This is a genomic window from Azospirillum sp. A23, from assembly GCF_042938965.1.
Classification (GTDB): Bacteria; Pseudomonadota; Alphaproteobacteria; order Azospirillales; family Azospirillaceae; genus Azospirillum; species Azospirillum melinis.
Map to the genome: position 1 here is coordinate 883,701 of NZ_CP170667.1, position 12,512 is coordinate 896,212.

10 protein-coding genes and 1 tRNA gene are annotated in these 12,512 nt (G+C 64.6%); 8 read left to right on the forward strand and 3 right to left on the reverse strand.

Annotated features, from left to right (window positions below):
• Positions 1 to 25 precede the first annotated feature (25 nt).
• Both ABNQ40_RS21555 and ABNQ40_RS21560 read left to right on the forward strand, forming a co-directional pair.
• A complete protein-coding gene (locus tag ABNQ40_RS21555) occupies positions 26 to 298 on the forward strand; it encodes an HU family DNA-binding protein (protein WP_012974523.1) in 273 nt (90 codons plus the stop codon).
• A gap of 104 nt (positions 299 to 402) precedes the next feature.
• Positions 403 to 477: transfer RNA gene (locus ABNQ40_RS21560), tRNA-Val, on the forward strand.
• Positions 478 to 631: 154 nt separating this feature from the next.
• Here the strand turns inward: ABNQ40_RS21560 and ABNQ40_RS21565 are convergent.
• A complete protein-coding gene (locus ABNQ40_RS21565) occupies positions 632 to 1,534 on the reverse strand; it encodes a DMT family transporter (protein WP_109050276.1) in 903 nt (300 codons plus the stop codon).
• 215 nt (positions 1,535 to 1,749) lie between these two features.
• On the opposite strand from ABNQ40_RS21565, the gene ABNQ40_RS21570 reads away from it, so the two are divergent.
• Complete coding sequence (locus tag ABNQ40_RS21570; RefSeq protein ID WP_109050275.1) at positions 1,750 to 2,046, forward strand: hypothetical protein; 297 nt, start codon at positions 1,750 to 1,752, stop codon at positions 2,044 to 2,046.
• 761 nt (positions 2,047 to 2,807) lie between these two features.
• Here the strand turns inward: ABNQ40_RS21570 and ABNQ40_RS21575 are convergent.
• Both ABNQ40_RS21575 and ABNQ40_RS21580 read right to left on the reverse strand, forming a co-directional pair.
• On the reverse strand, positions 2,808 to 4,121 hold the full coding sequence (locus ABNQ40_RS21575) for a hypothetical protein (protein WP_146255500.1): 1,314 nt from the start codon (positions 4,119 to 4,121) through the stop codon (positions 2,808 to 2,810).
• 6 nt (positions 4,122 to 4,127) lie between these two features.
• On the reverse strand, positions 4,128 to 6,380 hold the full coding sequence (locus tag ABNQ40_RS21580; protein ID WP_109490982.1) for a DNA topoisomerase: 2,253 nt from the start codon (positions 6,378 to 6,380) through the stop codon (positions 4,128 to 4,130).
• An 87-nt stretch (positions 6,381 to 6,467) separates the two neighbouring features.
• Between ABNQ40_RS21580 and ABNQ40_RS21585 the strand changes: the two genes are divergently transcribed.
• The 5 genes from ABNQ40_RS21585 (at position 6,468) to ABNQ40_RS21605 (ending at position 12,434) form a co-directional block, all read left to right on the forward strand.
• Entirely contained in the window at positions 6,468 to 7,232 is a 765-nt protein-coding gene (locus tag ABNQ40_RS21585; protein ID WP_391348846.1) for a trypsin-like serine peptidase, read from the forward strand.
• A gap of 93 nt (positions 7,233 to 7,325) precedes the next feature.
• A complete protein-coding gene (locus tag ABNQ40_RS21590; RefSeq protein ID WP_109049819.1) occupies positions 7,326 to 7,673 on the forward strand; it encodes a RidA family protein in 348 nt (115 codons plus the stop codon).
• Positions 7,674 to 7,902: 229 nt separating this feature from the next.
• A complete protein-coding gene (gene fusA, locus ABNQ40_RS21595) occupies positions 7,903 to 10,044 on the forward strand; it encodes an elongation factor G (protein ID WP_098739534.1) in 2,142 nt (713 codons plus the stop codon).
• Between the two features lie 362 nt (positions 10,045 to 10,406).
• Complete coding sequence (locus ABNQ40_RS21600; RefSeq protein WP_247879776.1) at positions 10,407 to 10,883, forward strand: tetratricopeptide repeat protein; 477 nt, start codon at positions 10,407 to 10,409, stop codon at positions 10,881 to 10,883.
• Between the two features lie 168 nt (positions 10,884 to 11,051).
• On the forward strand, positions 11,052 to 12,434 hold the full coding sequence (locus tag ABNQ40_RS21605) for a hypothetical protein (RefSeq protein WP_109049821.1): 1,383 nt from the start codon (positions 11,052 to 11,054) through the stop codon (positions 12,432 to 12,434).
• Positions 12,435 to 12,512: the final 78 nt, after the last annotated feature.

A 12,512-nucleotide genomic window follows, 5' to 3' on the forward strand; every position in this document is an offset into this window, starting at 1 on the left:
TTGCTGAATTTCGAAGGGGGATTGCGTGAACAAGAACGATCTCGTGGCGCATGTTGCCGAAGCGTCCGGTTTGTCCAAGACCGACGCCACGAAGGCCGTCGACGCCGTGTTCGACAGCATTGCCGAATCCTTGAAGAACGGTGATGAGGTCCGTCTGGTCGGCTTCGGCACTTTCGCGGTCGCTGAGCGTCCCGCGACCGAAGGCCGCAATCCGCGCACCGGCGAGAAGATCGACATCCCGGCGTCCAAGCAGCCGAAGTTCAAGGCTGGCAAGACTCTGAAGGACGCCTTGAACTAAGCGCCTATCAGCGCTTGAAGTTTTTGGTCCGCTCAGGGCATAGTGCGGCCGGCCGGGCACCCTCCCGGCCGGCTTGCCTTTGAGTGCGAAGGCTTGTCCAGTTCGGGCGATTAGCTCAGCGGTAGAGCGTCTCGTTTACACCGAGAATGTCGGGGGTTCGATCCCCTCATCGCCCACCAAACTTTTCAATGACTTAGCTGCTATGCAAAGCCCCTCGCAGGGGCTTTCGTCGTTTCTGGGCAACATTTGGGCCGCGCTTATCTGGGAGCAATGCAAGAAGGGCTGCGGTCTGGCATTGCCCTTCCAAAAGGAACGCCGCGAGGTGCATGAATCTCATGCTTTCGCGAACCGCTCAACCGGACGGCGGAGAACTGCGGCTTTCGCGGGGATAATCATCACAGTCAGGGCTGCCAGCAGAACGAAGATCCCGCCAACCCCGGCCAGCATGCCCGGCACCTCGCCAAATAGAAGCCAGCCCATGATGGCTCCGACCGGCACGCCAAGCAGATCCAGAGGCGCCAGGAAGCCGACGGGAGCCAGAGCGAAAGCGCGAGCGGCGGAAAGCTGCGCACCGGCGGCGCACAGCCCCAGCACAACAAGAACCGGCCAATCCGCGATGGGCGGCATCACCCATGCCGGCAGGGCGGCTGGCAGTGTGCCGATGACGGCGGCGGCGCTGTAGATCAGGACGATCAGCGGCGCCGAGTTGGTGCGGGTTAGCCTGCGGACAGCTGTCTGCGATCCGGCGGAGGCCACGGCGGCGGCCAGGGCGGCCAGGATACCGATTCGCGATTCAGGGGCCTGCATCTCCGGCCAGGACGATAGGAGGACGCCCGCGAAGCCCAGCACGACGGCGCTCCACACCAATGCTCCTGACCTTTCCCCCAACATCCACCGGCCAGCGATGGGCATCATCAACGTCCGGCTGATGTAGAGAACCATCGCCAATGCCAACGGCAGGACGGTGACGGCATAGAGCAGGCCAAAGATTGCGACCACCCCCAACAGGCAGCGGATGGCATGTCCCCGTAAATCCCGGGCCTGCTTGAGGTCGGCCAGAAGCCGCCATGTTCCTGCCACCATGACCGCGGCGACCAGAGACCGGATGAACGTCATCTCTATGGCCGGCAGCTTCGTTCCAAGCAGTTTCGCTGCAGCGCTGCCTGCACAGAATGCGACAACGGAGCCCACAGCCCATGAAGCGGCGACTATACTGCCATTCGTTGCGATTCGCATGCTTCAGGACCTCTTTTCACACCAAGCGTGCATTGCCGGGTATGAAATTATTTGTTGCGGCATTGTGCGCCGCTTTATATGCGTTGCGCGACAGCAACAGTTCTGGTGTGCAAGTCTCGAAATTTGCCACTCAGTGGCAGAATTGCCATTTTGATCGTGCCACCCGTGAGTAGCGTTGGCAATGCGGATTTGCCGCTCGAGAATTCCGGAAGCCCATGGGAACAACCGAGATCCCGGCAAAGCTTTCCGACTTGATCAAAATCGCAGCCGATGTGAGGGGATCGATCCTGATTTATGAGCGGGACGTCGTCATATTCGCGAATTCAGAGGATCGGGAGCCGCATCACCAGCATGACTGGTCCACAGTCATCACGGTCGACGATATTTTTCAGGTCGGCGTCCAGCGCGGCCGGATTGCCGAGCCGGCCATCCTTGTCGACCCGGAAGCACACCTCGCTTACGCAAAGATGGCGCAGGCGAGAGAGCGGAGCTTCCAATTTCGCCGCAACTAAGAGCGCGGAACAAAACCTTGCCTTTGTGGTTCCAAGCCATTGTTTTTGATCATCCCAGGAGAGGTTTTGAGCCGCGCTCTAAGACGGCGTTCCGTATGACCGGTATCAAACCCGGGCTGAACGCCGACTGAAACGCGCAGATTTGGGTGCCGGTTCGACGTTCCCTGTACGACGTCGACGACTCGTCCGTGCCAAGTCTGCAAGGCGCTTTCGATGGACAACCGGGCTCATGCGACGATTGCGGCGTTGCTGGAGCGGATGGGGGTGGCATCTGCGGTCGTAACCGCCGATGCCCGGCTCATTGACAGCTCTTCGCTCATGGTGCGCCGTCTGCGCATCGGCGGTGTGCTGGAGCGCGGCCTGGGCAATCGGTTGACCTCTGGGGAGGCGCAAAGTGCGGCCCGCCTGCACCAAGCCATCGCGTCGGTAGCGGCTGGCCGCAGCGGTGAGGCCTTCGTCCCGGTCTGTGACGGTGTCGCCGTCCAACTCGTCGCGGTGATGCCGGCGCGCGAAGGGCAGGTCATTGTCGTCATGCAGGACCTCGCCCGGCTGGAGCCCCTCCAGGAAATTCTGATCTCCGCCCTCGGCTTGACGAAGACGATTCCGCCTGCAGTCCACCCCCCCAGCCGACGCTGCAGGGGGATGTTCCGGTCTCTTCGAACTTGGGCGTGCCTGGGAGGCCGCTGTGTGGAGCAGCGGCCATTAAGTCCCGCGATAAGGGGCGCGCTGCGAATCCGCCAGGTAGGCGCCCCTTGTTACGCTTACTGTTCGCCGCAGAGGTTCGGCTGTTCCTTCATGCCGACATAGCCTTGCTTGGCGTCGTAAAGGAACTGGTACTGCCGCAGGACGTGGCGGCCGGTGTTGATGAAGGGCGCCTTCTTGGGAGCGGGGGGTGGCGGTTCGGTGCTGGAGGGGATTACCTGCGCCGGTTCGTTCGGCGCTCCGGTACCAACGAAGAAGGCGTCTATGGCGATTGGATCGGCGGCGGTTGGAATGTTGACGGCCACAGAAGTCCCGGGAGCCAGCACCTTCACCGTCTTCGTCGGCTCGCTTAGATCGGTCTGCTCCACCGTATCGAATTGGATCGTCGGCGGCAGCGTCACGTAGCTTTGCGGAATGCCGGTGTCCATCAGGATGTTGGCCGATGTGCAGATCGGGCCGTTGGCATCGCGGTTCACCTCCGGATTCACGGTGATGCAGCCTTGCGGCATCATCCAGTCGCCGGGATATTGCGCATAACGGGCCAGCTTGGCGAAGCGGAAGCCCGACGTGTTGCCGGCGGTCAATCCGACCTGTATGCCCTGCCGGCCGATGATGTAGCCCGCGTTCAGCGTGCCGTCGGCGATGGGTTGACCGTTTACGCTGCGCAGATTCAACAGGACGTTCTTGTCCGGCGTACCCTGCGGTTGGAAATCCGCCTCCTGGCCGAAGCCGACACCCATGTACAGCACCGGCTTGGCCGGCGCCGGCAGACCAGGGCAGATCTGCTGGTCATGCTGGTAACTGTCGCAGGTGCCGGCTTTCTCCACGCCGAGAATGAAGACCTCGGAGGTAGCGACCTTGTTGTCGGCGCGGTCATACAGGGTCACCGTCATCGGCACCCAGGTGCCGACCCACAGAACCTTGCTGCTCGACAGGAACTGGGTTCCCGGCTTGGCACCGGGCGCCGTCTTCAGCGTCTCGTAGTTCGGGATGTTGGTGGCCGACATGGCGACGCCGACCGATCCGGTGTCCATCGTCACCGTGTGGATGGTGCTGTCGCCGGCGATGCTGAAATTCAGCTTCGGCGGGTCGGTGAAGGACACCGGCTGGAAATTCGCAAAGGGAATGCATTGCGTCACGCCGGCGCCGCCGTAGCTCGGCAAGCTCTGGGCCAGCGCAGGGACTGCTGCAACCAGCGTCAGCGCGGCGGCTGTGACAGTACGCGAAGCCCGACGGTAAAATCTCATGGGAGCGCTCGGCAATGATTGAGTATCCCATGAAAATTGCTCGAAAAGTGGATGAAATCCAGCAACCAATATCGCCGAAAACGCGCTAATCCAGGCGACGACGCAACCGCCGCCCTCGCCATTCAAGGGTGCTCAGCGGGCATGCTGATCCAGGAAGCTGCGGCATTGGTCGAAATCGCGCAGGCACGGGTCGGGCAGGGCGATGCCCTTGCGCTCGGCCAGACTGCGGGCGAAGGCGAGCATGCGCTCGGTCGGTTCGCGCCGAAGCCGTGCGTCGGAGATCGGCGTATCGGCAACCGGAGTGCTTTCCGCAACGGCGGCAGCCGGCGGGGCATTGCCATCGGCCTTTGCCTTGCGGGTGCGCCGCGGCTTCGGCGCCACAGCTTCCCCGTCGATGGAAACCGTGGCTTTGCGCATTCGCCGGCGCACCGGCTTGGCCGCGTCACCGGGTGCTGCTGCAGCGCCGCGGGCTGCCTTCCCCCTTGCGGTCGCGCCCTGGCGGGCGAATCGCGCCTTGGGCGCAGGCAGGCCGAGGTCGAGCGCGGTACCGCGTTGTCCGACCAGCGCACCGATCAGCCGGTGAGCCTCGCTGGCGATGGCATCGATCACGCGGCGGAAATCGGCACGGCCGGTCACCACCTCGTCCAGCTTCATTTCCCACAGTGCGGTGGTGCCGGGATCGACCAGGGTCGGGGCGGCCGCGCGCAGGGTCTCGAACAGATGCAGGCCGGCCGGGGTCGGCACCAGCCATTTGCCGTCCGCCCCCAGCAGGTTCTGCTTGCGCAGACCCTTGATCACCTCGGCGCGGGTGGCCGGGGTGCCGATGCCCTTGGCCTCCTTCAGCCGGTCGCGCAGAGGCGGGTCCTCGACGAACCTCCAGGCATTCTGCATGGCATCGACCAGCGTGCCTTCATTGTAGCGTGGCGGCGCCTGGGTGCGCTTGGCCTCCACCTTGGGATGGCTCAGGGTCGCCAGTTCGCCGTCGGTCAGCGGCGGCAGGGTTTGCTCGGTCTCCTCCTCCGGCTTGCCATCGGATTCAGCCGAGCCGAAGGCGGCCTTCCAGCCCAGCTTCAACGGGATGCGGCCGACGGCGCGGAAGGCGACCGGCTTGGCCCCTCCGGGCGTCGGCACCGGGACCGGCATGGTCACGCTGGTCTGGCGATACTCGTAATCCGGCATCACCGCCGCAAGGTACGACCGGCAGATCAGCGCGAACAGCCGCTTCTCGTCATCGCTCAGCCGGAAGAGCCGCGATTCCAGATCGTCCAGCACATTGACGTTGGGGATCACCGCATGGTGCGACACGCCTTCCAGCGCCTTGTCGCAGAAATGGCCGGACTTGCCCTTGCGGATCACCGGCCGGGAAATGTCCAGATGCGCGAAGCCGCGCAGCCGGGTCAGCGCCCCGACGATGGCCGGCGCATCGGCGATCTGGTTCTCCGACAGGTATCGCGCCTCGGCGCGCGGATAGGTGATGAGCTTCTTGCCTTCGCCGTCATACAGCTCCTGCGCCACCGCCAGCGTGCGGTCGGCGGTCCAGCCCCAGCGCTGGCCGCAGGTCTTCTGCAGCGACGGCAGGTCGTACAGCTTGGGCGGCGCCTGCCGCTTCTCCTCAATCGTCACGGTCAGCGGGCCGCGGTGGTTGTCGGCGGCACGCGCGATTGCCTCGGCCGTGGCGCGGTCCTTGATGCGGTCCTTCGGCGCTGGGGCATGGCGCATCTGGAAGCTGCCCTCCGCCACGGTGGCGGTGGCCACCACCTCGAAGTAATCCTCCGGCTTGAAGTTGCGGATCTCCAGCTCGCGCAGGCAGACGATGGCCAGCGTCGGGGTCTTCACCCGGCCGATGCCGATGACGCCGCGGGTGCCGGGGGCCAGCAGGGTCTTGGTCGCCGTGCGGGTCAGCGACAGGTTGTAGATCTGGTCGGCCTGCTGGCGCGCCACCGCGGCCTCGTAGAGCGGCTGCATGCTGTCGTTCGGCTTCAGCGTGGCGAAGGCGTCGCGCAGGGTCTTGGGATCCTGGGCTGTGAAAAGCGCGCGCCGCACCTTGCCGCGATAGCCGACATGCTCCAGGATTTCCTGGCCGATCAACTGGCCTTCGCGGTCGCAGTCCGTGGCGAGAATCACCTCGTCGCAGCCGCGCAGCGCGGCGGTGATCGCCTGCAGCTTCGCCGCCTTGTTGCCGCCCTGGTCGGGCCGGGTCGGATAAAGACCGTCCGGTTTCAGCAGGGTCGGAGACCAGCGCTTCCAGGCGGGATCGACCTCGTCAGGCTCGGCAAGCCGCAGCAGATGGCCCTCAGCCGGCAGGATGCGGCCGTAGCGGTCGCCCAGGGCCGCGCGCAGGTCCTTCGCCTGGCTGGATTTCTCGGTGATGATCAGCGTCGCCATGCGCCGGAGGATACGGGAATGAAGGAAACGGAGCAAGAACATGCGCGCGGCCGGCGTGGCTTTCGGCACGGCGCTGTTGTCGCAGCCTTGGCCGGTCTGACGATGCTGGCAGGCGTGCCCGTGGCCCATGCCGAGCGGCCCCTGCTCCCCGGCGTTGGCCCGGGCGACCGGCGGGTGCCGGTCGATGCCGCCGCCGATCCCTGGCGCAGCGTGGTGCGGGTGCAGACCAATCTGGCCGGACGCTGCACCGGGGCGCTGGTCGGCCGGCGCACGGTGGTGACCGCCGGCCATTGCCTGTTCAATCCGCGCACCCGGCGCTTCCTCCAGGCGTCGTCGCTGCATGTCCTGTTCGGCTATGACCGCGGCGAGTTCACCCGCCATGTCACGGTGGCGCGGGTGGCGACGGACCCCGCTTACGACCCGGCTGCGGCGGTGCCGATGCTCGCCGGCGACTGGGCGGTGCTGACCCTGGCGGAACCAGCGCCGGACCAGGTGCCGCCGCTCCCCGTCAGCGTGGCGCCGCTGCGGCCCGGCATGCCGCTGATGCTCGGTGGCTACAGCCAGGATCGGGCGCAGATTCTGATGGCCGACAGCGCTTGCCATCTGCTGGGGGAAAGCGCCGGGCTTCTTGTGCACGACTGCGACGCCACGCGCGGGACCAGCGGCGGGCCGCTGCTGGTGCGGACGGCGGGCGCCGCCGGGGCTGATGGCATCGGGGCGAGCGGCGGGGGGTGGGCGGTCGCCGGAGTCGGCGTCGCCGCCGGAAACGCACCGGCCGTGCGCAATTTTGCGGTCCCGTCCGCGCATTTCGCCGCACTTTTGGCGAAGGATACCGCCGCGGGTCAGCCCTGAGCGGCGGATGCGCATTTTTTTCTTCGCGCGCGGCCCCGAATGGCATAGACGTACCCGCGTCTTTTCAGCCCCGGAACCCGGAGTCTTTCCGTCATGTCGATCCAGCGCTTCCACACCGGACCGCGCATGAGCCAGATGGTCGTCCACAAGGACACGGTCTATCTCGCCGGTCAGGTCGCCGACGAGCCGACGCCCGACGTCGAGCGTCAGACCATCCAGATCCTGGCCCAGATCGACGCCCTGCTGGCGGAAGCGGGCAGCGACAAGAGCAAGCTGCTGTCGGCCACCATCTATCTGGCTGACATCGCCAGCTTCGGCGCGATGAACAAGGCCTGGGACGCCTGGGTCGATCCGGCCAATCCGCCGGCCCGCGCCACGGTGGAAGCCAAGCTGGCCGCACCCCAGTATCTCGTTGAAATTCAGGTCACCGCTGCTAAATAAGGCGGCGGAAACGGGGCGACCCGGCAGCCTCGGTTGGGGTGTGCCGGCGTGGCCCGAACGCTGTGAGGGCCGCGCGCTTCAATATTCCGACAAATTGCTTGTCGGTTTACGGAATGTTAATGACGCCTTAACAGATCGCCCGTAAAACCCCGACCAACCTCTGCCGCCGAAGCGGACGACCCCTGACGGTCGCGCTTCGGTTGTCGCGTTACTGCAATGGAACCGCAACATGCCGCGCCAAACGCCACTGTCTGACATTCGGAACATCGGCATCATCGCCCACGTCGACGCGGGCAAGACGACGACCACCGAACGCATTCTGTACTACACCGGTCGCAAGCACACGATCATCGACGTCCACGAGACGAAGGATCTGAAGACGTCGACGACGACCGACTACATGGAGCAGGAGCAGAAGCGCGGCATCACCATCCAGTCGGCCGCGGTTTCGACCTTCTGGCGCGAAAAGAAGATCAACGTCATCGACACCCCGGGCCACGTCGACTTCACCATCGAGGTGAACCGCTCGCTGCGCGTGCTCGACGGCGCGGTCGTGGTGTTCGACGGCGTCGCCGGCGTGGAGCCGCAGTCGGAAACGAACTGGCGCCTGGCTGACAACTACAACGTGCCGCGCATCTGCTACGTCAACAAGATGGATCGTTCGGGCGCGAACTTCCAGCGTTGCGTCAGCATGATCAAGGCCCGCCTGAACGCCCGCCCGGTCTGCATCCAGGTCCCGCTCGGCTCGGAAGACAACTTCCGCGGCATGGTCGATCTGGTCGAGATGAAGGCGTATGTCTGGTTCTCGGACGACAAGGACGCCAAGTGGGAAATCTGGGAGATCACCGACGATCTCGCCCAGAAGCTCAACCTGACCGTCAAGGAAGACCTGGACAACATCGCCAGCATCCCGGCGCTCCGCGCCGAGCTGGTCGACACCGCGCTCGAGCAGGACGACGCGGCGATGGAAGCCTATCTGGAATCGGGTGAGGACCCGTCGCCCGACGTGCTGCGCGCCTGCCTGCGCAAGGGCACCATCACCAGCGCCTTCACGCCGGTGCTCTGCGGCTCGTCCTACAAGAACAAGGGCGTCTGCCAGGTTCTGGACGCGGTCGTCGATCTGCTGCCGGCCCCGACCGACGTCGAGGCGATCAAGACGGTGGACGAGGACGGCAACCCGAACGGCGAGCGTCTCAGCTCCGACGACGCGCCCTTCTCGGCGCTGGCCTTCAAGGTGCTGAACGACACCTACGGCTCGATGACCTTCGTCCGCGTCTATTCGGGCGTGCTGACCAAGGGCATGTCGATCCTGAACTCGACCCGCGGCAAGCGCGAGAAGATCGGCCGCATGGTCGAGATGTACGCGAAGGACGCCAACCCGATCGAGGAAGCCCGCGCCGGCGACATCATCGCACTCGTCTCCCTGCAGGAGACCGAGACCGGTGACACGCTGTGCGACGCCTCCGCGCCGGTGATCCTGGAGCGCATGCGCTTCCCCGACCCCGTCATCAGCGTCTCGGTCGAGCCGAAGACCAAGGGCGAGCAGGAGAAGTTCTCGATCGCGCTCGGCAAGATGGTCCGCGCCGATCCGTCGCTCCGCCTGGAGACCGACCGTGAAACCGGCCAGACCATCCTGCGCGGCATGGGCGAGCTGCACCTGGAAGTGACGCTCGACCGCATGCGCACGGAGTTCGGCGTGGAAGGCAACATGGGCAAGCCCCAGGTCGCCTATCGCGAGACGATCACCAAGCCGGTCGAATACACCTACACCCACAAGAAGCAGACCGGTGGTTCGGGCCAGTTCGCCGAGGTGAAGATCGTCTTCGCGCCGCGCGAGCGGGGCGAGGGCTTCGAGTTCCTCGACGAGACGGTCGGCGGCACGGTTCCGCGCGAATACGTTCCGTCGGTCAAGAAGGGTCTGGAGATGCAGAAGGAAGACGGCGTCCTCGCCGGCTACCCGACTGTGGACTTCAGCGCCCGCCTGGTGGACGGCAAGTACCACGACGTCGACTCGAACGCCCTGACGTTCGAAATCGCCGCCAAGGCCTGCTTCCGCGAGGCTCTGCCGAAGGCCGGTCCGATCCTGCTCGAGCCGGTCATGAAGGTCGAGATCGTCACCCCCGACGATTACCTGGGCGACGTCATCGGCGACGTGAACCGTCGTCGCGGCACCGTCCTGGGCCAGCTGGAGCGTGGTTCGAACATCGCCGTCGAGGCCAATGTCCCGCTGAACGAAATGTTCGGCTACATCGGCCAGCTGCGCGGCATGACCTCGGGGCGCGCGTCCTACACGATGGAGTTCAGCCACTACGAGCCGGTGCCGCGCAACGTCACCGATGAAATCGTGGCCGGCCGCAACAAGGCCGCCTGATCGCTTGGCTCCGACTTTTCGGGGCTGGCAATCGGGAGACATCCGGTAAAGCAGACGGCCGGCGGAGCGATCCGCCGGCCGTTCGCCGTTTCAAGGGACGGAGGATGGAAACAGCGGCATAAGGCCTTCCGTTCCAAGCCGATCCGTCGTCTGCACCGATGGCATAAGGGACATAGGTCGGCGGCCTAAGGCACCGGAACGGCGGCCAATGACCAATTCATTATCGTTTTGCAACCAAAAAATAGTTGGCAGTTCGGCGAATCCGTGCCCAAATTTGGAGCATGACGATTCGACGCTTCTTTTCCTTGACTGTGCTTTTGACGCTGACCCTCGGGGTGCCGGCCGGGGCAGGGCAGGGGAACATGCGTCTGGACAGTCTTTTCCAGGCTTTGAACACCACCACCGACGCGACCTATGCCGAATCGGTGGAGGAGCATATCTGGGACTTCTGGCTCGATCATCCCGACCCGGTGATGGTGCGCGACATGCGCGCCGGGGTGAACAGCCTGAACGGCGACGACTACGATTCGGCCCTGCACGCGTTCGACGCCGTGGTCGCCCGCGACCCGTCCTATGCGGAAGGTTGGAACAAGCGCGCCGCCACCCACTACATGCTGGGCGACTACCGCGGCGCCATGTTGGATCTGCATCGCGCGCTGTCGCTGGAGCCCCGCCATTTTGGGGCGCTGGTGGAGTTGGGGTTGGTCTATCTGGCTTTGGGCGACGAGAGGCCTGCTTTGCGTGCCTTCGACGCGGCGCTGAAGATCAATCCGCATCTGGCGCGGGTTCGGGCGCAGGCCGATGCGATCCGCAATCGCCGGGCGGGAACCGATCTGTAGGCGGCCGGCCGACGCTCCCAATCGCCCCGCTGGCTATCGCGCGCAGAACTATCATGAAAAACCCGCTATAGGGGTATAGCATCCGGTGCTACGACCGCCATGCGGTCGATGTGTCATGACCGCGCGTCCATGACGGATGGATGTGCCGTCGTCGCGGGCGGAGGCGGGATGTTCGACCATGCGATCCAGATGATCGGTGACTTGCGGGTGTTGAGCGCGCTCGGCCTGCTCTGCCTGTCCTTCATCCTGCCGCTGACGATCTTTATTGGCCGCAGCAACATCAAGAACGTGCGCCAGAAGATCATTGCCGATCTCGAATCGGTCTTCCGCATCGAAGGGCAGGATCACGACCAGCTGATTCCGTCCTTCGAATTCGCCGCCTACAAATACCGCGCGCTGCCGCAGGGGCCGGATTGGACGCAGCCGTCGGAATGGCGGGCCTATTTCTTCCCGGTTCTGGTCTTCATCATGGTGTCCTTCAGCGGTTTCCTGACCTCCAGCGGCATGTTGCTGAGCAAGGACCGGCTGGACCATTTCCAGCCCCTGTTCAGTGGCATGACCTTGTATGGAGTCGATGGCATCACGCGGATCGACATGGTTCATTACCAGCTTCAGACCGTGGCGGTGCTGTCCTTTTCCTTCTTCGGCGCCTATGTCTGGTCGATCGATTATCTGATCCGCCGAATCTCCAACTACGATCTGTCGCCGATCTCCTTCCTGCGGGTGACAGGGCACATCATCCTCGCCTGCATTACCGCGGTCACACTGCATCACGCCTATATGGACCTGGCGCAGATGGTGCCGGAGCAGGCGGTGGGCGACCGCGTGCCGGAACTGCTGGTCGCCTTTCTGGTCGGCTTCTTTCCCAAGCTGGGTCTGCAAACCCTGCTGAGCCGGGTGCCGCAGTTGCAGATCCGGCGGATCGATCCCCGGGCGCAGAGCTTCATCCGTGAGTATCCCATCGACATGATCCTGGGCATCGACTCGGCCATCAAGTTCCGGCTGGCGGAGTTCGAGATCGAGGACGTGCAGAATCTCGCCACGGCCAACCCGATCCTGCTGTTCGTCGAAACACCTTACGGCATCTACGAGACGATGGACTGGGTGGCGCAGGCGCAGCTGATCCTGGCGCTCGACCTCGACCAGATCGAGGCGCTGCGCGTCATCAACATCCGCACCATCTTCGACGTGGAACGCTTCATGAGCCGCCCGGAGTCGCGGCCGCGGCTGGTCCAGGCATTGAACTGTCCCAAGACGGACGGGAAGGGTGGGGTGCTGCTGGCCGAGCGCGGCATCACGATGGAGAATCTCGAATCGGTGGTGCTGTCCATCGGCGAGGATCTGCACGTCCAGCGCCTGCGCCAGATCTGGCGGAACATCGAATTGAAGTTGAGCATGGACTTGCCGCAGGTGCTGCGCGACCGTGCCCTGCTGAATGCCGGCCGGGCACCGGTGGGGCCGGTCGCGGTCGCCGATATCGCAGTTGGGGAGGCCGGAACCGGCCAGGAGCCGGTCCCGGCTGCGGTTCGGGTGCCGGTTCCCGCCGAATGACCGGCGGTCGGGCTGCTGCCGGTAATCGGCCTTGACAAGTTCCAGGGTTTTCCTATAGTCGCACCCTCTCGCTGCCCT

What these genes read in the sequence shown, in the direction of transcription:
- ABNQ40_RS21565 (WP_109050276.1), bottom strand. Translation starts at nt 1,534, where the DNA reads ATGCGAATCGCAACGAATGGCAGTATAGTCGCCGCTTCATGGGCTGTG.
- ABNQ40_RS21570 (WP_109050275.1), top strand. Translation starts at nt 1,750, where the DNA reads ATGGGAACAACCGAGATCCCGGCAAAGCTTTCCGACTTGATCAAAATC.
- ABNQ40_RS21580 (WP_109490982.1), bottom strand. Translation starts at nt 6,380, where the DNA reads ATGGCGACGCTGATCATCACCGAGAAATCCAGCCAGGCGAAGGACCTG.
- ABNQ40_RS21590 (WP_109049819.1), top strand. Translation starts at nt 7,326, where the DNA reads ATGTCGATCCAGCGCTTCCACACCGGACCGCGCATGAGCCAGATGGTC.
- fusA (WP_098739534.1), top strand. Translation starts at nt 7,903, where the DNA reads ATGCCGCGCCAAACGCCACTGTCTGACATTCGGAACATCGGCATCATC.
- ABNQ40_RS21600 (WP_247879776.1), top strand. Translation starts at nt 10,407, where the DNA reads ATGCGTCTGGACAGTCTTTTCCAGGCTTTGAACACCACCACCGACGCG.
- ABNQ40_RS21605 (WP_109049821.1), top strand. Translation starts at nt 11,052, where the DNA reads ATGTTCGACCATGCGATCCAGATGATCGGTGACTTGCGGGTGTTGAGC.